Below are 21,586 nucleotides of genomic sequence, written 5' to 3'. Positions count from 1 at the left end.
GTTCAAATCAGTGTCACGCCGGCATCGCGCATCCGGCCCAGCATCCCCTCCACGGAGCCGTTGAGATCGATGCCGCGGCAGGCGTCGAGCCGCACGGACGTCTCAAAACCGAGCTTGACCGCGTCGAGCGCCGAAAAGGCGACGCAGAAATCCGTCGCCAGGCCGACCAGGGTCAGCGTCTCGATGTTCCGATCCCGGAGATAGCCGGCAAGGCCGGTCGGCGTCGTCCGGTCGTTCTCGAAGAATGCGGAATAGCTGTCGATCGCAGGACGGAACCCCTTGCGGATCACCAGCTCGGCCTTGCTCCAGGCGAGGCCCGAATGGAAATCCGATCCCAGGCTGCCCTGGATGCAGTGATCCGGCCACAGCGTCTGGTGGCCATAAGGCACGTCGATCGTTTCGAACGGGTGCTTGCCGGGGTGGCTGGAGGCAAAGCTCGAATGGCCGGCAGGGTGCCAGTCCTGCGTCAGCAGGACGTGCTCGGTCCGCCGGATTAGGTCATTGACCAACGGCACGATTTCGTCGCCACCGGCCACTTCAAGGGCGCCACCCGGGCAGAAATCGTTCTGCAGGTCGATAACGACAAGCGCTTCGTCGGCCATGGAGCCTCCTTATTTTCTTGGTCTTGAGCTTCGGCTCCAATGAAAACGCGACCGGACGCAGAAACTTGACCAGATGGCCGGCTGCGTCAACCTCTCATGGCATAACAAATGCGTTCCGGGTGCACCGGTGCCAACAACCGTGCAAACTCTGGCTTTGACAATTCCTGCCGGCTTGATATCATTTGCATACGAATGAATTTCCTGCCTTGAATGCTCGGGAAAATCTTTCGGCAGGATCCCCTCTCGGGAAGCCCATTCTGGGAAGGCAAAGCGTGATCCGTTACGCAAAACCCACCACGGTCGACGACGCTCTCGCTTTGCTGGGCGAAGGGCAATGGCGCATCCTCGCCGGCGGCACAGACTTCTATCCGGCACAGGGCAGCAAGCCTTTCCGCGACAATGTCCTCGATATCAATGGCCTGGTGGCATTGCGCGGCATTGCCGAAGCCGAAAACCATTGGCTCGTCGGCGCGCGCACCACCTGGACCGATCTCGTCCGCCATCCTCTGCCGGCGGCTTTCGACGCGCTGAAGCAGGCGGCGCGGGAAGTCGGCTCGGTGCAGATCCAGAACGTTGCCTCGATTGCCGGCAATCTCTGCAACGCCTCGCCGGCCGCCGACGGCGTGCCGGCGCTGCTGGTGCTCGATGCCGAAGTCGAACTGCGTTCCGCTGTGGTGACCCGGCATCTGCCCCTTGCAGAATTCATCCTCGGCAACCGTCGCACCGCACTGCAGCCCGGCGAAATGGTCACGGCAATCCGCATTCCCAAATCCGCGACCGCCGGCAGCTCCGCCTTCGTGAAACTCGGCGCGCGGCGTTACCTCGTCATCTCCATCGCCATGGCCGCCGCATGCCTGGCCGTCGAAGATGGTATGGTCAGGAACGCGGCCGTCGCCGTCGGTTCCTGCTCGGTTGTCGCCAGGCGCCTGGCGGGTGTCGAGGCGGCGCTACGCGGCCGGCCCGTCGGCGACGCGCTGGCCACTGCGATCCAATCCGCACCGATGGACGAGCTGTCGCCGATCGGCGACGTGCGCGGCAGCGCCGAATATCGGCTGGACGCTGCGCGCGAGATCGTCGCCCGCGCCGTGCTTGGTGCGATGGGCGCTGTTCCCGACGAAAGGGCGGCGGCCTGATGAGCATGGAGCGCGTCGACATCGCCTTCGAAGTCAACGGCGCCGCCGTCAGCGTTTGCGTGCCGCCGGTGCGGCGGCTGTCCGCGGTGCTGCGCGACGAGTTGCGGCTGACCGGCACCAAGATCGGCTGTGATGCCGGCGATTGCGGCGCCTGCACGGTGCTGGTCGACGGCGAGCCGGTCTGCGCCTGCCTGATGCCCGCGGCTTCCGCCTCCGGCACCGTGGTGACGACCGTCGAAGGCCTCGCCAATGGCCGGTTGTCGGCGCTGCAGGCTTCGTTCCTCAGCCATGGCGCAGCGCAATGCGGCGCCTGCACGCCCGGCCTGCTGGTCGCGGCAACGGCACTCCTGGACAGGACGCCTTGCCCGAGCGAGGCCGAAACGCAGGATGCACTGGGCGGCGTGCTCTGCCGCTGTACCGGCTACCGCAAGATCGTCGCCGCGGTGATGGATGCTTGGCGCCACGCCGACGGCCCCGATCAGCGCATGCCATCCTCTGGCCATGCCGTCGGCTCCTCGCCGATCCGCCTCGATGGCCTACCGAAAGTCACTGGCGGCGAAAAATTCGGCGGCGATTCCTTCCCCGCCGATGCGCTGTCGGTGCTGGTGGTCCGCTCACCGCACTATCATGCCGCCTTCAGCTTCGGCGATCTCGGCAGCTGGGTGAAATCCCGTCCCGGCATTGCCGGCGTCTTCACCGCCGCCGACATTCCGGGAAAGAATTGTTTCGGCGTCATCGCGCCCTTCGCCGACCAGCCGGCGCTGGCCGAAGGGGTTTCGCGCTTTCGCGGTGAGGCGGTGGCGCTGGTTGCCGGCGAACGCGAGGCTATCCTCGATCTCGACCTTGCCGATTTTCCTGTCAGTTGGACAGAGTTGCCGCATTTTCTGGAAACTGGCGAAGCGCAGGCCGGCGGTGCGCAACTGGTCCATGAAAACCGGCCCTCGAACCTGCTCACCTCCGGCTTCGTCGAGCGTGGCGACCCGGAAGCCGCGCTTGCCGGTGCGGCTTTCGTCGTTTCCGGCGCCATCGACACCTCCTATGTCGAGCACGCCTATATCGAACCGGAAGCCGGCTATGCCTTCATGGACGGCGACACGCTGGTCGTCGTCGCCTGCACGCAGGCGCCCTATATGGACCGTGACGACACGGCAAAAGTGCTCGGCCTTGCCCCGGAAAAGGTGCGCATCGTGCCGACCGCCACCGGCGGCGGCTTCGGCTCCAAACTCGACGTCTCGCTGCAACCGCTCATCGGCCTCGTCGCCATGAAGACCGGCCGGCCGGCGGCGCTCGCCTACAGCCGCACCGAATCGATGATCTCGACCACCAAGCGCCATCCGGCTCTGATGAGAGCGAGCATCGGCGCCGATGCCGGCGGCCGCGTCACCGGCATGGTCTTCGCCGGCGATTTCAACACCGGCGCCTATGCCAGCTGGGGGCCGACGGTCGCCAACCGCGTGCCGGTGCACGCCTCCGGCCCCTATGCGACGCCGAACTATCGTGCCGAAGGCCGCGCCATCCACACCAACGGCCCGATTGCCGGCGCCTTTCGCGGTTTCGGCGTGCCGCAGGCGACGATCATGCAGGAGACCCTCTATGACGACCTGGCCGACAAGCTCGGCATGGATCGGCTCGACTTTCGCCTGAAGAACTGCCTTCGGAACGGATCCGAAACAGTCACCGGGCAGCGGCTCGAGTCGGGCGTCGGCATCGCCGACTGCCTCGAGGCCCTCCGTTCACATTGGCAGCGTGCCCTAACTGACGCCGACGCGTTCAACGCCCGTAGCAGCAGCGAAAGAAAACGCGGCGTCGGCGTCGCCTCTTGCTGGTACGGCTGCGGCAACACCTCGCTGCCCAATCCGTCGACCATCAAGGTCGGCATCTCGGCATCGGGCGAAGTCGTCCTGCATCAGGGTGCGGTCGATATCGGGCAAGGCTCGAACACTGTCATCGCGCAGATCTGCGCCGATGCGTTGGGTCTTCCGCTCGAAAAATTCATGCTGAAAGGCGCCGACACGGCGATCACCCCCGACGCCGGCAAGACCTCGGCCTCGCGCCAGACCTTCGTCACCGGCAAGGCCGCCGAAAAGGCCGGCCGCGCCTTGCGCGAGGAGATCTTGCGTTTCGCCAATGTCTCGGAAAAGGCGGCGATTGCGCTGGACGGCACAAGCCTGAGCATCAGGGAAGGCGAAGCGACCCGCCGCGTCGATCTTTCCTCGCTGAAGGCAGACCCCGAAGGCTTTGTCTTTCGCGCCGAGGAAAGCTACGACCCGCCGACGCTGCCGCTCGATGCCAAGGGCCAGGGCAAGCCTTATGCCGTCTATGGCTATGGCGCGCAGATCGCCGAACTGGAGGTCGACCTCAGGCTCGGCACCGTGAAGCTTATAAAAATCACCGCCGCTCACGATGTCGGCAAGGCCATCAACCCTTTACTGGCAGAGGGCCAGATCGAGGGTGGCATCGCCCAGGGCATCGGCATGGCGCTGATGGAGGAATTCATCCCCGGGCGCACCGAAAACCTGCACGACTATCTGATCCCGACGATCGGCGACGTGCCACCGATCGAGACCATCCTGATAGAAGTTCCGGATCCGGAAGGACCCTTCGGCGCCAAGGGTTTGGGCGAGCATGTGCTGATCCCGACGGCGCCGGCGATCCTCAACGCCATCCGCCACGCCACCGGTGTGCTGGTCACCAAAATTCCGGCGACGCCGACCCGCATCCGCGCCGCCATCCTCGACAAGGAGGCGCGCCGATGAGCGAGCTTGCCGAACGCTTCGAGACCCACGATCCCGGCGAGAAGCTGGTGGCCGAGAAGATCCGCTGCGATGCCTGTCCAGTCATGTGCTACATCGCCGATGGCCGCACCGGCGCCTGCGATCGCTACGGCAATCTTGGCGGCAGGATCGTGCGGATGGATCCACTGACCATCCTCGACCACGCGGCCGAGACCGGCGCCGCAATCGTACCCTTTGCCGAAGAAGGCGAGGCATGGGACGGCGAACTGGTCAACACCGGCCGCCGCTTCGTCACCGCCATCGGCGCCGGCACCACCTATCCCGATTACAAGCCGGCGCCCTTCATCGTCAGCCAGGAGGTCGAGGGCGTCGATCTGGTCACCGTCGTCACCGAGGGCATCTTCTCCTATTGCGGCGTCAAGGTGAAGATCGACACCGACCGTCATATCGGCCCCGAAACGGCTACGGTCCGTGCTCAAGGCGAGGCGATCGGCCATGTCACGACCGGCGAATACGGCTCGCAGATGCTGTCGCTGGGCGGCGTACATCATCTGACCGGCGGCTCGAAGGCTGAAGGGCGCGCCACCTGCGACGCCATGCTCGCCCTGTGCAACCGCAAACCGGTTGAACTCGTCATCGACGGCGGCGCCACCGTCATCGTCGAAGCCGGCAAGCCGCCGGTCATCGACGGCAAGCTTGAGCAGCGCATGCGCGTCGGCTGCGGTTCGGCTACCATAGGCATGTTCGCGACCCAATGGCGCGGCCTTGTCGACGAGGTGGTGGTGGTCGATGACCACATCACCGGCGTCGTCTCCGAGCATCAGGCCGGCAAGGTGCTTGGCTGGCAGGATACCGGCATCAAGATCATCGGCCGCCGTTCGACGCCGGGCCGTTATTTCAAGGTGTCGGAGCCCGGGCTCGGCTGGGGCGGCACCAGCATTTCCGACCCGCTGTCGATCCTTGGTGAATGGAACGCCAAAAAGGGTGCGCGCCCCGGCATGTCGCTGCTGATGGTCTCGACCACCGGTGAGCAATTCGCCTATTACGAGCTCGACGACGAATTGAAGCCGGTCCAGAAACCGTTCCCGGAGCGGCTGCGGAAGTCGGTCGAACTGATCGAGGACAATTGCGAGCCGGCGCTCTGCACCGTGCTTTTCGTCGGCGGCGCCGGCGGCTCGCTGCGCGCCGGCGTCACCGAGAACCCGGTCAATCTGACCCGCTCGGTGCAGGGCTTGACGACCTACGTGACGGTCGGCGGCGCGCCGGTCTATGTCTGGCCGGGCGGCGGCATCACGCTGATGGTCGACGTCACCCGCGTCCCGGAAGGCGCCTTCGGCTATGTGCCGACGCCGGCGCTGGTGGCGCCGATCGAGTTCACCATGCGCCGCGACGATTATGTCAGACTTGGCGGCTACGAAGCCGAAATCCGCAGCGTCGACGATATCCTGGCCAAGGGCGGCGAATATCTCAATCCGCGCCGCGGCACGGCCGCACCCCGTGACAATCCCTGGCCGCCGCTGGCGCAGTTGCGTCGCGCGACCGCAAACGGGGCCGGGCGATGAACGGCCCGCAGGCGCATTGGCTCGAGGACGGCCGGAGGCTTCACCTCAATCATGGGCCGATCGACCTGATCGTCGAGGCATTCGGCGAGGCGAGTGAATGCAGCGCCGCACATCGCCAGGCAGTGGCGCGCTTCCAGACAATCCTGCCCGAACTGGTCGAAGAGTTGCCCGAACTGCGGCGCCCGGCCGCCTCGCGGCCACGTGCTTTCGCTGGCCCGACGGCGCGCCGCATGGAAGCGGCGGTCGTTCCGCTAGCGAAACAATTCATCACACCGATGGCGGCTGTCGCCGGCTCGGTAGCCGACGAAGTGCTTGGCGCGCTGCTTGCCGGCCGCCGGCTCGAGCGCGCCTATGTCAACAATGGCGGCGACAGCGCGATCTATCTCGGCCACGGCCAGTCGATGACGCTTGTCATTGCCGGGACAGGTCATGGGTTGGCAGATCGTCTCACGATCCGCCCCGAAGACGGGATCCGCGGTGTCGCGACAAGCGGCTGGCGCGGCCGCTCCTTTTCGCTGGGCATCGCCGACGCGGTCACGGTGCTGGCGCGAACGGGTGCTGAAGCCGATGCCGCCGCGACCTTGATCGCCAACGCCGTCGATCTGCCCGGTCATCCGGCCGTTAGGCGCGTGCGGGCGCGCGATCTCGCACCTGACAGCGACCTCGGCGACCGTTTGGTGACGCAGGGCGTGGGGCTGCTTTCCGCCGCTGAAATCGATATTGCACTGGAAGGCGGATTTGCCGTTGCCGAGGAGTTTCGGCGGCGCGGCCTGATTGCCGCCGCGGCGCTTTTCCTCGGCGGTCAGGCGCGCGCATCGCAGGTCCGATGGCGCTCGCCAATAAAGTTTTAGAGAGGGAAATTGCTCATGCCTGAGTTTCCGATCCGCAAGATCGCCGTGCTGACCGAAGAGATTTTTCACGAAGGCGGGCCGGTGGCGAAGGTGCCGCGGCGCCGCGCGGCGGCCATGGCTGTGGTCAAGAACCCGTTCGCCGGCCGTTACGTCGAGGAACTGCAGAGCGCCATGGAGGATTTGAAGCCGCTCGGGCTGCTGCTCTCCGACAGGCTTATTGCCGCATTGGGCGGCGACGTCAAACAGATCGACGGTTACGGCAAGGGCGCCATCGTCGGCATGGCGGGCGAGCTGGAGCATGGCGCGCTGTGGCATGTGCCGGGCGGCTATGCCATGCGCGAACGGCTCGGCGACGCCAAGGCGATCGTGCCCTCGGCAAAGAAGGTCGGCGGCTTCGGCGCGCGGCTCGATGTGCCGCTCGGCCACATCAACGCCGCCTATGTGCGCAGCCATTTCGATGCCATGGAAATCGGCATCAGCGATGGCCCCCGTCCCGACGAGATCCTGTTTTGCCTCGCCATGACCTGCGGCCCGCGCGTGCACGACCGCATGGGTGGGCTGGCGGCCAAGGAAATTAAGGCATGGGATGGGCTGCGGTGAGCGCCGAGGACAATCGGCTCAAGCTGGTCGAGGCCGAGGAGCCTGACGAAAACGACTATCGCTTGCAGGAGCAGGTCGGCTTCATCCTGCGCAAGGCGCATCAGCGCCATGTCTCGATCTTCGCCGCACACATCGCCGATCTGACGCCGCCGCAATTTGCCGCTTTGGCCAAATTGCGCGACGTCGGCGAGACCTCGCAGAACCAGCTTGGCAGCCTGATCGCCATGGATGCGGCGACTGTGAAGGGCGTCATCGACCGGCTGAAAGCGCGTGGCTTTGTCGAACTTAGCAAACACGAAGTCGACAAACGGCGCCTGCTGGTCAATCTGACCGCCGAGGGGCGCGACGCGATCGAGCGGCTGATCCCGCTTGCCCGTGAGATTACGCAGGAAACGCTGGCGCCGCTTTCCGCCAAGGAAGCGGCCATTTTCATGAAGCTGCTGGCCAAGCTGGCTTAATCCGCTGCCTGCCGGCGTTTGGTTGTTGTTCCTGCCGGGCGCTGAACGCCCGGCAGGAAAGCCTCGTCTCAGAGGCCGTTGTCCTTCAGGATCTGGGCGGCATTTTCCTTGGTGATCTTCTGCGTCGGCAGGGTGATGGTCTTTTCCACCTTCTCCCCGTTCAGGAACTTGATCGCCTGCCGCAGCCCTTCGGCGCCCGGCGTCACATAAGTGAACGTCGCCGTCAGCTCGCCATTGGCGACCAGCTGCACGCCTTCATTGGGCAGGCCGTCGATGCCGATGAACTTGATGTCCTTCTCACGTCCGACGTCCTTGGCGGCAAGATAGGCGCCATAGGCCATCGGATCATTGTGGCCGTAGACAAGATCGATTTTCTCGTTGTTGCGCAACGCCGTCGCCATGATGTTGTAGGCCTGGTCCTGCTTCCAGTCGCCCGACTGCTGGTCGAGCAGGTATTTTATGCCCGGCTCCTTGTCGGTGAATTCATGGAAGCCGTCATGGCGGTCGTGTGCCGGCTGGGTGCCCATGCCGCCCCAGATCTCGACGACGTTGCCGGCGGCCTTGCCCTTGCCGCCAAGCAGCTCGACGGCATATTCACCGGCAGCCCGGCCGATCAGCTTGTTGTCGCCGCCGACGAACTGCGTGTAGTCGTTGGTTTCGACGTTGCGGTCGAGCACGAAGACCGGGATCTTGGCATCGATCGCCTGCTGCACGACACCGGTCAGGCCGGCGGATTCTTTCGGTGATACCAAGAGCGCATCGACCTCCTGACGGATAAGGTTTTCGACATCGGCGACCTGCTTCTCGGTCTTGTCCTCGCCGTCGGTGATGATCAGCTCGACTTCCGGATGCTTGGCCGCTTCGGCCAGGATGTCCTTGTTGAACTGGGCGCGCCAGGGTTCGATGGTCGTCACCTGCGAGAAGCCGATCTTCCACTTCTTGTCCTGCGCATGGGCGCCGCCGGCAAGCATGGCGGTCGTGGTCAGGAGTGCCGCTGTCAGCCCGGCGAGCTTCAACAATTCACGTCGTTTCATTTCTTGTTTCCTCCAATATTCAGAGACGCGGTCTCTTGCGACGGCCGCTTTGCCGCGGCCGTTTCCTTGTGCGCTTGCCCGCCGGGCAGTCGCAGATAGAAGAGAAGATCACCGGCATTGCGCTCCTGTACGAGCACGGTACCGATGATGATCATCCCCTTCAGCACCAGCTGAAGGTTCGAATTGATGTTGTGCAGCTGCAGGATGTTGGAGAGCAGCCCGAAGATCAGCACGCCGCAGAACGTCCCGGTGAGGCTGCCGCGTCCGCCCATCAGGCTGGTGCCGCCGATGACCACGGCGGCGATCGCGTCGAGCTCCAGCCCGGCGCCGGCATCAGGCTTGCCTTGCCGGTATTGCGCGACATAGAGCACCGCCGCGATGCCGGCCAGCAGCCCTGACACGGCATAGGTGGCAATCTTGACGCGGCCGGCGGCGATGCCCGACAGTCGCGCCGCCTCCTCATTGCCGCCGATCGCATAGACATAGCGGCCAAACGGCGTGAAGCGCAGCACGGCGCCGTAGATCAGGATGGCGCCGAGGAAGAACAGGCCCGGCATCGGGATCACGCCGAATACCAGCGAGCGCAGCATTTCGAAATCGGCGGTGGCATTCGAGCCGGTGTAGACCGGCAGCACCGCATTGTTCTGGCCGGCTGTCAGCCGGGCGATGCCGAGCGCAGTGACCATCATCGCCAGCGTGACGATGAAGGGCTGCAGCCGCCCGGCGACGATGATGAAGCCGTTGAGCGCGCCGAACAGCAGGCCGACGCAAGGCGCCACCAGCAGCACGCCGAGCACGCCGAATTTTGAGCCCACCTGCGGCAGCAGGAACCACAGCACCAGACTGCACAGGATCACCCCGACAATGCCGGGCGTCACCAGCCCGCGAACGCTGTCCAACCTGATGTCGTGCGTGGCCTGCGCGCCGGCGCGGGATTTTTCGATGTTCAGCAGGATGAAACGAGTGACGAGAATGCCGAGGCAAAGGGCTGCCAGGGCAACTGTCGGCACCCCCAGCACCACCGCCGGCGTCACGCCGGGGACCGTCAGCAGCATGGCACAGACGACCGTGCAGATAGCCATCAGCGAGCCGACGGAAAGGTCGATACCGCCGGTGATGATCACCGCAGTCATGCCGGTGGCAATCAGCCCGGTGGTCGACACCTGGCGCAGCACATCGAGCAGGTTGCCGTAGGACAGGAAGATGTTGTTGCCCTTGGAGCTGATCGGCGAGCCGAGCACGCCGATCAGGAAGATGGCGATCAGGCCCCAATAGAGCTTCGTCCGGGACAGGATATGCAAAATGCTCATGCGGCAGGCCTCGTCATCGTCCGTCGCGGCGCCGCAAGCCGCATGATGGCCTCCTCGCTGGCTTGCGCGCGGGACAGGATTCCCGTCTGGCGGCCGTCGGCCATGACCAGGATACGGTCGGAAAGATGCAGCAGCTCCGGCAATTCCGAGCTGATGACGGCGATCGCCAGCCCGTCTCGCGCCAGCTTGAAGATGAGATCGTAGATTTCCCGCTTGGCACCGACATCGATGCCGCGTGTCGGCTCGTCGAGCAGCAGCACCCGCGGCCTCGTCGCTAGCCATTTGCCGATGACGACCTTCTGCTGGTTGCCGCCGGACAGCGTGCCGGCCGGCTGCTCGACGGTCTCGCAGCGAATGCCGAGCGCCTTGACGGCGTCCCGTGCCAGCCCTTGCTCACCGGCCAGCGAGCGCACGCCGAACCGCGCCAGCGCGCCGACCAGCGGCAGCGCGACATTGTCGGTGATCGAGGCCTCGAGATGCAGGCCTTGCGTCTTGCGGTCTTCCGTGACCAGGGCGATGCCGAGCCGGCGCGCATCGCGCGGCGAACGGATTTCTACTGCCTCGCCATCGAGCCTGATCTCACCGCCGGCACGTCCGCCGCTGGACCCGAAGATGGTTTCCAGGATTTCGGTACGGCCCGAGCCCAGCAGCCCGCCGATACCGAGGATTTCTCCTGCGGCAAGATCGAAGCTGACGCCGTCGAGCACGGTGCGCCAACCATGGCGATTGGGCTTCGACAACGACAGCTCGCTTACGGACAGGACCGTGTTGCCACCGGGGATGCGGTGCTCCTGGGAGGAAGCAAGCAGGTTTCGCCCGACCATCGCCGAAATTATGGCGTCTTCGTCGAGCTTGTCCATCACCCGCGTCAGGACGTGGCGTCCATCGCGAAACACGGTGACGCGGCTGGCCAGATGCATGACCTCGTCGATGCGGTGCGAAATGTAGACGATCGCCACGCCGCTGTCGGCGAGCTGGCGGATGATGCGGAACAGCCGCTGGCATTCGGCCGGCGAAAGCGCCGAGGTCGGCTCGTCCATGATCAGAATGCGCGCCGACATCGACAGCGCCTTGGCGATCTCGACCAGCTGCTGTTCGCCGACGCGCAAGGCACCGACGCGCGCATCCGGGTCGAGCTCGATGCCGAGCCTTTGCAAGAGCGCGCCGGCAGCGCGGCTGCTCGCCTTGCGGTCGACAATCAGCCCGGCGATCAGCTTCTCGCGGCCGAGAAAGATATTGTCGGCGACGCTAAGTTCGGGAACGAGGTTCAGCTCCTGGTGGATGATGGCGATGCCGGCGCGCTCGGCTTCGCGGACGCCGGCAAAGCGCACCGGATGGCCATCGATACTGACCGTTCCGTTATAGTCCGTATAGACGCCGGACAGGATCTTCATCAGCGTCGACTTGCCGGCGCCGTTCTCGCCCATCAGCGCATGGACCTCGCCGCGCCGCAGTTCGAAGCCGACATCGACAAGCGCGGCGATACCGCCGAAGGACTTGGAGATGTGCTCGGCGCTCAGCACGATCGCCGAGCCGTCCGCCACAACGCCTTGCGCAGGGATGGAATTGCCGTGCTGCATGATAAGGACGGCCTCCCTCCGTCGTCACCGAACACCTCAAACGCTAATCTAAACGTTTCGATCATGTCAAGGCAATATCTGGAGCCTGAGATTGTTCCATTTCAATTCTTGCGCAAAATCAAAAGATTCCGTACGTATTGCTACCGTGGAGTGGTGAAACGTTTCGAAAATGACAGCGTCAGGACGAAAAAAGCAGCGCAAATTCACTGCCCCGACTATGCTTCATGTGGCCGAGGCCGCGCGTGTTTCCGTGGCCACCGTATCGGCGCTGATCAATGGCACCGCGACCGTCAGCCCCGAGCTCAGCCAGCGGATCGAACAGGCGATCCGCGACATCGGTTATAAGCGCAACGCTATCGCCCGCAGCCTCAAGATGGGCACCACACGCACCATCGGGCTCACCGTCCCACACATCACCAATCCGTTCTTTACCGACGTGGTTTCGGTCATCCAGCAGGCTTTCGACAGGGCCGGCTACGCCGTCATGCTGTGCTGCACCGACGAGCACCTGAACACGCAGGACGACCAGATCAGGCTGCTGCTCGACCGCATGGTCGACGGACTGATCGTCGCGCGTGTCGGTGACGGCGCGATCCTCAAACGGATTGTCGACGACGCCAATGTGCCGGTCGTGCTGCTCGACCGTGTTTGCCAGGGTGTCGACACCGATGCCGTCGTTCTCGACAATCAGCGCGCGGTGTTCGACGCCATCACTTATCTGATCGATCTCGGCCATCGGCGCATCGGCTACATCTCCGGCTCGTTCGATATCTCGCCGATGCATGACCGCATGGCGGGATACCGCGAGGCCCTCCAGGCCGCCGGCCTGCCGGCCGAACCCGAGCTCGTCCGCTTCGGCAACTTCCACGAAGTCGATGGCTACAACGCCACCATGCAGCTGCTTTCGCTGCACGACCGGCCGAGCGCCATCTTTTCGGCCAACAACCCGATGGTGATCGGCACCATGAAGGCCATTCGCGATATCGGCCTGTCCTGTCCGGAGGATATTTCCGTCGCTTGCTTCGACGATTTTCCGTGGTCGGATGTGTTCCGGCCGCAATTGACCACGGTCGCACAGCCCGTGCAGGCGATCGGCGAACAGGCGGCCAATCTGCTGCTCGACCGGCTCGCCGGAAACAGGGATGCGCCGCCGCGCAAGCTGACGCTCAAGGGACGCTTGATGATCCGCAATTCATGCCGTCCGCTAGGTGCGACTGCGCAGAGCGTCAGCGCGTAGCGCGTGGGCTCTGTTCAGAAACTTTGCAATGCCGGACGGACAGCGCTCCCTCTGTCCTGCCGACCCCGGGTCTGCGCAGCCACTACGGGGGGTCGTCGTTCAAAAACCGAGCAATTGAAGGACGCGGCGCCGATCGGGCCAAGTGGCCAACAATCAACCAGCCGACAGTCAGGAAAATCTTGGCAATCGAAGCATGTCGGATTAGGAATATGACGAGATGCGACAGATCGTTCACACGGGCGCCGGCTTGAGTCATGCGCGTGAAATCGATCCTAATCGGGCTGGTACTTGCTGGGATGGCCGCATTCTCCGGCTGCACCACCGGCGGAGCGTTACAGACCTTTCCCCAGGCCTATGGCGGCCTCACCGACGCCGGTTTTCGCGTTCCGCCGGTTCCGATCTACAAGGTTGACCAAAAGTTCCATCGGCAGACAGTACCTTATGCGACTGACGAGGCGCCGGGCACCATCATTGTCGATACAGGAGCGAAGTTCCTCTACTACGTGTTGGGAGACGGTCAGGCGCTGCGCTACGGCATCGGCGTCGGCAAGGCGGGCTTCGAGTGGCATGGCACTGCTCACGTTGCGAGGAAGCGCGAATGGCCGGATTGGAGCGCGCCGTCTGCGATGATCGTGCGCGAGCAGAAGCGAGGCCGCATCATACCGGCCCATATGGAGGGCGGACTCATGAACCCGCTCGGGGCGCGGGCGCTCTATCTTTTTAACGAGAAAGGTGACACTGGATATCGCCTGCACGGTAGCCCTGAATGGTGGTCCATCGGCAAAGCTGTGTCGGCGGGCTGCATTCGCCTCATGAACCAGGACATCATCGATCTCTATGACCGCGCCACAATCGGCACCAAGGTGATCGTTATTTAGTGGACGCCGCGTTTCCCGCTAACGGACGAGCATGACGGATCGAAAACCTCCGCGCAAAACGCGCGAAATGTTCGCTATGTTTTCGCACACCTGTTCGCGATGTTCCCTGCCTAAGGCCGGCCTTGCCCGCAACAGTGGCAAGTGGCGAACCAACTCTCAGGCAGCTTCCGACAGCGATTTGTGGGCGTCGGCCAGGATCTCGAACGAGCGCACCCGCGCCGCATGGTCGAAAATCTGCGCTGTGACCATCAACTCGTCGGCGCCTGTCCGGCGCACAAACGCCTCGATGCCTTGCCTGACTGTTTCGGGAGAGCCGACGACGGCGCAGGAAAGCGCTTGGCCGAGCATGGTCTTGGCCATTGGATCGAGGTCGCGCTCATATCCTTCGACCGGCGGCGGCAATCGGCCGGGCCGGCCGGTGCGCAGATTGACGAAGGCCTGCTGCAGCGAGGTGAACAGCAGCCGCGCCTCGGCATCGGAAGGAGCGGCGAAGACGTTGAGGCCGAGCATCACATAAGGCTTGTCGAGCTGCTCCGAAGGCTGGAAACGCGAGCGGTAGATCTCCAGAGCATGGTCGAGCTCGGCCGGCGCAAAATGCGAAGCGAAAGCGTAGGGCAGGCCGAGCATGGCGGCAAGCTGCGCGCCGTAAAGGCTGGAACCGAGAATCCAGATCGGCACCTTTTCGCCTTCGCCGGGCACCGCGCGGATGCGTTGGCCGTCTTCGGCCGGCTGCAAGTAACCCATCAGCTCGACGACGTCCTGCGGGAAATTGTCGGCGCCAGCGTCGAGGTTACGGCGCAGCGCCCGTGCCGTGGCCATGTCGGTGCCGGGCGCCCGGCCGAGGCCGAGATCGATGCGGCCAGGATGCAGAGCGTTGAGCGTACCGAACTGCTCGGCGATAACCAGCGGGGAATGATTGGGCAGCATGACGCCGCCGGCGCCGACGCGTATCGTATCGGTGCCGCCGGCCACATGGGCAATGACCACCGAGGTGGCAGCGCTGGCGATGCCCGGCATATTGTGGTGCTCTGCCAGCCAATAGCGCCGGTAACCCAGCCGCTCGGCATGACGGGCGAGATCGAGCGAATTGGCGAGTGACTGTGAAGCGTTGCTGCCTTCGACGATCGGCGACAGGTCGAGAACGGAAAGAACGGTCATCGGCGCGGGTTTCCTGTGGGCCGAAGGGATGTAGGAAGCCGTTGCCGAGGCGGCAAATTCAAAATGTTGATGGAGCGCTGAGGGCACAACGGACGTGCGACCGATGCAAGGTCGTGATCTGCACCATCGGGGGGACGCTTTTGACCCTTTAAGCCGCTACTTGTTCACCTCGGAAATCTCTTCGTCCTCGATCGCTGCCGTGTGTTGCGCCGCCAGGAAATTGCCGACATGGCTGAGACCGTCGAAATGATCGCAGAACACCTTGATGACGACCAGCAGCGGCACCGCCAGCAGCGCGCCGACAAAACCCCATAGCCACGACCAGAAGGCGATGGCGATGAGGATCGCCACTGCGTTGATTTCGAGACGGCGGCCGACCACCGTCGGCGTCACGAACTGGCCTTCGACGATGTAGCATAGAACGACGAAGGCCGGCGCCAGCAGCGCGTAGGAAATCGTGTCGAAGCTTATCAGCGCAATGATCGTGACCAGCGTGATGGTGATTAACGCTCCGATATAGGGCAGGAAATTGAGCAGAGCCGCTGCCGCGCCCCAGACCTGCGCGTTTGGCACGCCGAGTGCCCACAGGCCGAGCCCGATGACCACGCCGAGACATGTATTGATGATCGTGACGGTAAGCAGATAGTGCGAGATTTCACGTTCGACGTCGTAGACGACACGCAGTGCCCGCTTCTTTTCGCTGAGACTGGGGAAGGATTGGACGATCTTTTCATAGAACATCGTGCCGGAGGCGAGCAGGAACAGCGACAGGACGAAGACGATGGTGACGCTGGTGCCGGCCGACAGTACATTGCCGGCGGCCTGCGAGAGAATACCGGATGGCGCCATCGCCACCCTCTGAACGCCCGGCTCCTGGGATGTCTGCGTCAGTCCCTCTATCTGACGCGAAACCTCCACGATCCTTTCGAACGGACGGCGCAGTTGTGCCAGACGTTCGGTAAGCTGCTGGCCGATCGTCGAGGTGTTGTTGATGAGATCGATGACCGGGCCGCTGAGCAGATATCCCGCGACGGCGACGAGGCAGAACGAAAGCAGCACCAGCAGTGTCGCTGAAATGACATCGGGCATGCCATGCTTGCGCAGGAAGCGAACGATCGGCGTCAGCGTCAGCGCCAGCAGGAAAGCCAGAATGACTGGCATGAAGAAGGCGCGGGCGAAGTAAAGCGCGTAGATCGCCATGAGGATGAAGATGCCGACGAGCAGCGAACGCATCAGATGCGCATCCGCCCGCGCCTCGACGCGCGGATCCGGGCTTTCGGCAGCGCTTGCGCCCGAAGCGTCGGGTTCGGCTTTCATTCTGACCCTCGGCGGCACACCGCGATTGGTGCAGACCGTTGGCGAAAACGCCTCTGTCGCTTCAAGGTTCCGTTAGCCGGCGTCACCGGCAAAGCCGCCTCGCGGCCTTGCCGGTGAATCAGGTGACTGGGAATCAGGCAACCGGCGCCGCCACGGCGGGAACGGCCTTCGCAGTTTCCCGGCGCACGATCGGCGCCACTTTGGTTCCGTAGAGTTCGATGGCCTTCATCACCTTGGCGTGCGGCATGGTGCCGATCGCCATTTGCAGCAGGAAGCGGTCGTTGCCGAATATCCTGTGCTGGGCAAGGATCTTCTCGGCCACCTGTTCTGGATTGCCGACGAACAGCGCGCCGTTTGGGCCGCGCGATTGGTCGAAATGTGCCCGCGATGTCGGCCCCCAGCCGCGCTCGCGGCCGATGCGGTTCATCACCTCGGCCTGCGGCCCGTAAAAATCCTCGGCTGCCTGGTCCGTGCTGTCGGCAATGAAGCCGTGCACGTTGAGACTGGTGGCAAGGCTTGCCGGGTCGTTGCCGGTGCGCCTGGCTGCATCCCTGTAGATGTCGAACAGTGGTGCGAACCGCGCCGGCTCGCCACCGATGATCGCCAGTGCCAGCGGCAACCCGAGCACGCCCGCGCGGGCGACGGATTGCGGTGTTCCACCGACGGCGATCCAGATCGGCAATTTGTCCTGCAAGGGCCGGGGATAGACGCCACGATCATTGATCGGCGCGCGCAGACTGCCCGACCAGGTCACCTTGATATGATCGCGGATGGCGAGCAGCAGGTCGAGCTTCTCGGCGAAGAGTTCGTCATAATCTTCGAGATTGTAGCCGAACAGCGGAAAGGATTCGATGAACGAGCCGCGCCCGGCCATGATCTCGGCACGGCCGCCGGACAGAAGATCGAGGGTGGCAAACTGCTGGAAGACGCGCACCGGATCGTCGGAGGACAGCACGGTGACAGCGCTGGTCAGCCTTATGCGCTTGGTCCGTTCGGCCGCCGCCGCCAGCGCCACCGCCGGAGCCGAGGCAGCATAGTCGGGACGGTGGTGCTCGCCGAGACCAAAGACGTCCAGCCCGACCTGGTCGGCGAGCTCGATCTCCTCGATCAAATTGCGCAACCGCTCATGCGCACCGATCGCACCGGGACCCGGTTCCGGGCTGACGTCGGCGAAGGTGTAGAGACCGAGTTCCATACTGTCATCTCAGCGTTTTGTCTTGGCGCTAGACGTAGCGATCAGTCCGCCGCCCCGCCAGATGCCTGGATGGTGAACAGTGCGGGTGCTTTCGGCCGAATTCAATCGAAATGGCGTCTCCCGGTTGCAACAGATCAGAATTTCATGGCTGGCATACCGTTTTGGCGCTTGAACTCTCGGTTTTCACGCGTATGTAAGCGTCGCAAATTGACTTCAGGGAAGTGGACTTGGCTATCTATAGGGAAAAAGACGTTTTCGAGCGGCGCAATGCCGCAAACGAGGCAAAGAAGGCGCTTCTGGAGCGCTTCAAGGCAAAGCCGGCGGCAGATGATCCAGCGGTGCTGGCACGACAGGCCGAGCGCAAGGCGATCCTCGAGGCCCGCGCAATACGCGAGGCCGAAAAGGCCAAGCTGAAGCAGGAAAAGCTGGCGCGCGAAGCGGCCGAAAAAGCCGAGCGCGAGGCAGCTGCCGAAGCGGCACGCATCGCCGCGGAAGAAGCAGCACAGGCCGAAGCGAAGATCCGGGAAGCTGAAGAGAACGAGCGCATCGCCCGTTTTCTTGCCGACGAGGCCGAACGCAAGGCCAAGCGTGACGCACGCTATGCCGCGCGCAAGCAGCGCACCGGCAGGACGCCGCCCGGCTTCTCCGCGCGATAGCGCCTTCCGGCACTGATCAGCCGAATTCAAGAATCAGGGCCGCCTTGCAGCGGCCCCGAACGCGTTCGTCTGTCAGAATCGGCTAAGCCGCGAGCTTCAGTCCCATGATGCCGCAGACGATTAGCGCGATGCAGGCCAGCCTGATCGCCGTCGCTGGCTCGCCGAGCAGCCATATCCCCAACAGCGCCGTGCCGATGCCGGTCCACACCGCGTAAGCGGTGCCGACCGCCAACGCCTTCAGCGCCAGGCCGAGCAAGGTCAGGCTGACGATCATCGAGGCAACCGTCAGGACGGTCGGTAGCGGCTTCGAGAATCCGTCGGTGTATTTGAGGCCGATCGCCCAGCCGATCTCGAACAGGCCAGCGAGGAACAGGAAAACCGACGACATCGGAACGCTCCGTTTCGATGGCTTTCGGCCGATTTCTTGAAAAGCGCAAAAATTGCCTTCGCCGCATCCAAGGGGATGCGCGTGAGCTTAATGAACAATCATACCGGCCGCGTTTGCGGCCGGTCGAAATAAGCCGGTAGCTGCGGCTCTACTTGTCCTTCAGCTTCATCGCCTTCACCGGCGGTGCCTTCAGGGCCGGCGCCGGAGCCGGTTTCTTCGCGTCCTTCTTCGGCTTGCGGGCCTCCTTGCCTGCCTTCATCGCACCCTTAGCCATGATTCGTTCCTCCAGTTGATATCTGGCGAAGTGAAACAAGAGAAAACGTTCGACTGCAAGAGGCCGCTGCCGTGCAGTCGCCTGGCCGATGGGCTGTCAACCGGTTTCTAATTCCCTCGTAAACCGCAGCGGTCCGTGCCATGGTCTTCTTCGCACTGCAGCATCAGCCCTCGCGTTTCGCCAGCTGATGATCAGGCAGGCCGGTCAGGACGACAATGCGGATCCACATCGGTTGCCAGATGAGCTTCGACTTCCCGCAGGAAACACCGCTGATCGCGATGCTAAATGTCCATTATTCGCGCGCATCCGATCTTGAGCGGCCGGACTTCCTGACGTCGAACCCGCCGGTGCCGATCGAGAGCTACCGCGACAGTTTCGGCAATTGGTGCAACCGTTTCGTTGCGCCGGCCGGGCGCTTTGCGTTCGGCACGGACGCGGTGATCCGCGACCCCGGCTCCTTCGAGACGCGCGAGCTGACGGCGTGGCAGCACGAGGTGCGCGATCTGCCGTCGGAGACGCTGCTGTTCCTGCTGCCCAGCCGCTATTGCGAGAGCGACGTGCTGTCGAATGAAGCGTGGCGACTGTTCGGCAGCACCCCACTCGGCATTCCGCGCGTCCAGGCGGTCTGCGACTTCGTCCATAACCACATCGTCTTCAACTATTTCAATGCACGGCCGACGCGCACCGCCGCCGAGGCCTATCGCGAGCAGAGTGGTGTATGCCGCGACTTTGCTCATCTCGCTGTCGCCTTCTGCCGCGCCCTGAACATTCCGACCCGCTACTGCACCGGCTATATCAGTGATATCGGCCTGCCAAAGCCGTGGTCGGACATGGATTTCGCCGCCTGGATGGAAGTCTATCTCGGCGGCCGCTGGCACGCGTTCGACCCGCGCAACAACGCGCCGCGCATCGGCCGCATCCTGATTGCCTCCGGACGCGATGCCGCCGATGTGCCGCTGACCCACATTTTCGGGCCGGGCGCGCTGGCTGGCTTCAAGGTCTGGACGGACGAGGTCGTCGAATAGCCCCGCGCCGCCCTTTTGAACAACTGACCTTGTGAACAACTGGGCACTTCGGGCGTTGTGAGGACTGTGGAGCGTGGGCGGGCGCTCCGCCAATCTCGGTGCATCACCCAAGGCAGCACACCATGGCGGCGCATGGCGGGTCGAAAAAAGTGATCTATGCGGCGCTCGCCGGAAATCTTGCGATCGCACTGACCAAATTCGCCGCTGCCTTGTTCACGGGCAGCTCGGCAATGCTCTCGGAAGGCGTCCACTCGCTCGTCGATACCGGCAATGGCAGCCTGCTGCTTTACGGCATGCACCGTGCCGCGCGCCCGGCCGACCGCACGCATCCGCTCGGCCATGGCCGCGAGCTGTACTTCTGGAGCTTCATCGTTGCGCTCCTCGTCTTTGCACTGGGCGCCGGCATATCGTTCTACGAAGGCGTGACGCACATCATGACGCCGGAGCCGATTGCCAACGCCAAGGTGAACTACGCTGTCCTTGGCCTTTCCTTTCTCTTCGAAGGCACCTCTTGGCTGGTGGCGCTGAAGGAGTTCCGCCACCAAAAAGGCAGCCACGGCTGGCTTGAGGCGGTGCAGCTCAGCAAAGACCCGAGTGTCTACACCGTGCTGTTCGAAGACAGCGCGGCACTTCTCGGCCTCGTTGTCGCCTTCGCCGGGATATCGGCGGCGGAACTGCTGGACATGCCGAAGCTCGACGGCGCCGCATCGATCGGCATCGCGCTCATCCTGGGCGGGACCGCGATCTTCCTGGCGCGCGAAAGCAAAAGCCTGCTGCTCGGCGAGCCGGCTTCGCCCGAGGTGCAAATGAAAGTATTGGACATCGTCCAGCAGGACCCGGCGGTGCAGCGGGCGAATGGCGCGCTGACGCTGCATATGGGGCCGCAGGAGATCGTCGCCGCTCTGAGCATCGAGTTCGAGGACCACTTGTCGGCGCCCGAGATAGAGACCTGCGTCGAACGCCTCGAGACGCGGCTGAAAGCGGAGATGCCGGAGGTGACGCGGCTGTTCGTCAAGCCTCAGACCACCGGTACCTGGGAACGCCGGACCAAGGCCTTGGCGGCGTCCGGAGGGGAACCAGCCTGAGGAAAATGGCTGCGCCATCGGGCAGTCCCGGTTATGATTGCGGGCAAAAGCTCCAGGAGGAACGAAGATGAAAATCGACGGCGCGTGTCATTGTGGCGCCATCACTTACGAGGCCGAGGTCGATCCGGAAAAGACCACCATTTGCCACTGCATCGATTGTCAGAAGCTAACCGGAACGGCCTTTCGCGTCACCGTGCCGGCGTCCGAGGACAATTACAGGATCACCAAGGGCACGCCGAAGATCTACATCAAGACCGGTTCGAGCGGCGCCAAGCGCGCCCAGGCATTTTGCGGTGAGTGCGGCTCGCATCTCTACGCCACTTCGGCGGGTGAGGGACCGAAGGTTTACGGTATCAGGGTCGGCACGGCACGGCAGCGCGAGCAACTGGTGCCGAGAAAGCAGATCTGGCACCGCTCGGCGCTGCATTGGCTGCCGGAATTCGAAGGCACAACCATCATCGAGGAGCAGTAGCGCCAGACCGGGGCGAAGCCTCCGGTTCCGGCGCAG

General features: G+C 63.7%; 21 protein-coding genes. 12 read left to right on the top strand and 9 right to left on the bottom strand.

The features are described from left to right. Positions 1-2: 2 nt before the first annotated feature. On the bottom strand, positions 3-602 hold the full coding sequence (pncA, locus tag NKJ15_RS03135; RefSeq protein ID WP_352814010.1) for a bifunctional nicotinamidase/pyrazinamidase: 600 nt from the start codon (positions 600-602) through the stop codon (positions 3-5). Between the two features lie 272 nt (positions 603-874). On the opposite strand from pncA, the gene NKJ15_RS03130 reads away from it, so the two are divergent. Genes NKJ15_RS03130 through NKJ15_RS03105 form a run of 6 tightly spaced genes read left to right on the top strand, consistent with a single transcriptional unit; the run spans position 875 to position 7,941 of the window. Continuing rightward, positions 875-1,735 carry an FAD binding domain-containing protein gene (locus NKJ15_RS03130; protein ID WP_352814009.1) on the top strand — a complete coding sequence of 287 codons (861 nt, stop codon included), beginning with the start codon at positions 875-877 and terminating at the stop codon, positions 1,733-1,735. Further along, positions 1,735-4,491: a molybdopterin-dependent oxidoreductase gene (locus tag NKJ15_RS03125; protein WP_352814007.1), complete on the top strand. Its 2,757-nt coding sequence runs from the start codon at positions 1,735-1,737 to the stop codon at positions 4,489-4,491. Before NKJ15_RS03130 ends, NKJ15_RS03125 begins: the two co-directional genes overlap by 1 nt. Then, the gene (locus NKJ15_RS03120; RefSeq protein ID WP_352814006.1) at positions 4,488-6,032 is read left to right on the top strand and encodes a 6-hydroxynicotinate reductase; all 1,545 of its coding nucleotides are present in this window, start codon (positions 4,488-4,490) and stop codon (positions 6,030-6,032) included. Before NKJ15_RS03125 ends, NKJ15_RS03120 begins: the two co-directional genes overlap by 4 nt. After that, positions 6,029-6,883, top strand: a complete 855-nt coding sequence (locus tag NKJ15_RS03115) for a UPF0280 family protein (RefSeq protein ID WP_502906853.1) — start codon at positions 6,029-6,031, stop codon at positions 6,881-6,883. Before NKJ15_RS03120 ends, NKJ15_RS03115 begins: the two co-directional genes overlap by 4 nt. Before the next feature lie 15 nt (positions 6,884-6,898). After that, positions 6,899-7,483 (top strand): amino acid synthesis family protein, encoded by a 585-nt coding sequence (locus NKJ15_RS03110; protein WP_352814005.1) that lies wholly within the window; start codon positions 6,899-6,901, stop codon positions 7,481-7,483. Beyond that, positions 7,480-7,941, top strand: a complete 462-nt coding sequence (locus tag NKJ15_RS03105) for a MarR family winged helix-turn-helix transcriptional regulator (RefSeq protein WP_352472397.1) — start codon at positions 7,480-7,482, stop codon at positions 7,939-7,941. Before NKJ15_RS03110 ends, NKJ15_RS03105 begins: the two co-directional genes overlap by 4 nt. 68 nt (positions 7,942-8,009) lie before the next feature. Here the strand turns inward: NKJ15_RS03105 and NKJ15_RS03100 are convergent, their stop codons facing one another. Genes NKJ15_RS03100 through NKJ15_RS03090 form a run of 3 tightly spaced genes read right to left on the bottom strand, consistent with a single transcriptional unit; the run spans position 8,010 to position 11,865 of the window. Continuing rightward, entirely contained in the window at positions 8,010-8,975 is a 966-nt protein-coding gene (locus tag NKJ15_RS03100; RefSeq protein ID WP_254815861.1) for a substrate-binding domain-containing protein, read from the bottom strand. Next, on the bottom strand, positions 8,972-10,285 hold the full coding sequence (locus tag NKJ15_RS03095) for an ABC transporter permease (protein ID WP_352455946.1): 1,314 nt from the start codon (positions 10,283-10,285) through the stop codon (positions 8,972-8,974). The genes NKJ15_RS03100 and NKJ15_RS03095 overlap by 4 nt, the downstream gene beginning before the upstream one ends. Further along, a complete protein-coding gene (locus NKJ15_RS03090) occupies positions 10,282-11,865 on the bottom strand; it encodes a sugar ABC transporter ATP-binding protein (RefSeq protein WP_352472367.1) in 1,584 nt (527 codons plus the stop codon). Before NKJ15_RS03090 ends, NKJ15_RS03095 begins: the two co-directional genes overlap by 4 nt. 217 nt (positions 11,866-12,082) lie before the next feature. Between NKJ15_RS03090 and NKJ15_RS03085 the strand changes: the two genes are divergently transcribed. Then, the gene (locus tag NKJ15_RS03085) at positions 12,083-13,102 is read left to right on the top strand and encodes a LacI family DNA-binding transcriptional regulator (protein WP_254815864.1); all 1,020 of its coding nucleotides are present in this window, start codon (positions 12,083-12,085) and stop codon (positions 13,100-13,102) included. 254 nt (positions 13,103-13,356) lie between these two features. Next, entirely contained in the window at positions 13,357-13,980 is a 624-nt protein-coding gene (locus tag NKJ15_RS03080) for a L,D-transpeptidase (RefSeq protein ID WP_352814004.1), read from the top strand. 156 nt (positions 13,981-14,136) lie between these two features. Here the strand turns inward: NKJ15_RS03080 and NKJ15_RS03075 are convergent, their stop codons facing one another. The 3 genes from NKJ15_RS03075 to NKJ15_RS03065 all read right to left on the bottom strand — a co-directional run bounded on the left by NKJ15_RS03075 (position 14,137) and on the right by NKJ15_RS03065 (position 17,650). Continuing rightward, on the bottom strand, positions 14,137-15,138 hold the full coding sequence (locus NKJ15_RS03075) for an LLM class flavin-dependent oxidoreductase (RefSeq protein WP_352814003.1): 1,002 nt from the start codon (positions 15,136-15,138) through the stop codon (positions 14,137-14,139). 156 nt (positions 15,139-15,294) lie between these two features. Next, on the bottom strand, positions 15,295-16,455 hold the full coding sequence (locus NKJ15_RS03070; RefSeq protein WP_352472364.1) for an AI-2E family transporter: 1,161 nt from the start codon (positions 16,453-16,455) through the stop codon (positions 15,295-15,297). 133 nt (positions 16,456-16,588) lie between these two features. Next, positions 16,589-17,650, bottom strand: coding sequence for an LLM class flavin-dependent oxidoreductase (locus tag NKJ15_RS03065; protein ID WP_352814002.1), 1,062 nt, complete (start codon positions 17,648-17,650; stop codon positions 16,589-16,591). 227 nt (positions 17,651-17,877) lie between these two features. Between NKJ15_RS03065 and NKJ15_RS03060 the strand changes: the two genes are divergently transcribed. Further along, positions 17,878-18,306 (top strand): DUF6481 family protein, encoded by a 429-nt coding sequence (locus tag NKJ15_RS03060; protein WP_352615033.1) that lies wholly within the window; start codon positions 17,878-17,880, stop codon positions 18,304-18,306. Between the two features lie 82 nt (positions 18,307-18,388). Here the strand turns inward: NKJ15_RS03060 and NKJ15_RS03055 are convergent, their stop codons facing one another. Together NKJ15_RS03055 and NKJ15_RS03050 are read right to left on the bottom strand one after the other, a co-directional pair. After that, positions 18,389-18,694: a DMT family transporter gene (locus tag NKJ15_RS03055; RefSeq protein WP_352539941.1), complete on the bottom strand. Its 306-nt coding sequence runs from the start codon at positions 18,692-18,694 to the stop codon at positions 18,389-18,391. A 148-nt stretch (positions 18,695-18,842) separates the two neighbouring features. Next, the gene (locus tag NKJ15_RS03050) at positions 18,843-18,968 is read right to left on the bottom strand and encodes a hypothetical protein (protein ID WP_013528464.1); all 126 of its coding nucleotides are present in this window, start codon (positions 18,966-18,968) and stop codon (positions 18,843-18,845) included. A 215-nt stretch (positions 18,969-19,183) separates the two neighbouring features. On the opposite strand from NKJ15_RS03050, the gene NKJ15_RS03045 reads away from it, so the two are divergent. The 3 genes from NKJ15_RS03045 to NKJ15_RS03035 all read left to right on the top strand — a co-directional run bounded on the left by NKJ15_RS03045 (position 19,184) and on the right by NKJ15_RS03035 (position 21,550). After that, entirely contained in the window at positions 19,184-19,993 is an 810-nt protein-coding gene (locus tag NKJ15_RS03045) for a transglutaminase-like domain-containing protein (protein WP_352501143.1), read from the top strand. 122 nt (positions 19,994-20,115) lie between these two features. Continuing rightward, positions 20,116-21,078 carry a cation diffusion facilitator family transporter gene (locus tag NKJ15_RS03040; protein WP_352814001.1) on the top strand — a complete coding sequence of 321 codons (963 nt, stop codon included), beginning with the start codon at positions 20,116-20,118 and terminating at the stop codon, positions 21,076-21,078. A 67-nt stretch (positions 21,079-21,145) separates the two neighbouring features. Further along, on the top strand, positions 21,146-21,550 hold the full coding sequence (locus NKJ15_RS03035; protein WP_023676952.1) for a GFA family protein: 405 nt from the start codon (positions 21,146-21,148) through the stop codon (positions 21,548-21,550). Positions 21,551-21,586 lie beyond the last annotated feature (36 nt).

Source organism: Mesorhizobium sp. M0207 (assembly GCF_040321995.1).
Taxonomy (GTDB): domain Bacteria; phylum Pseudomonadota; class Alphaproteobacteria; order Rhizobiales; family Rhizobiaceae; genus Mesorhizobium.
The sequence above is the reverse complement of the archived record's forward strand: the minus strand, read 5'-3'. Positions and strand labels throughout refer to the sequence as shown.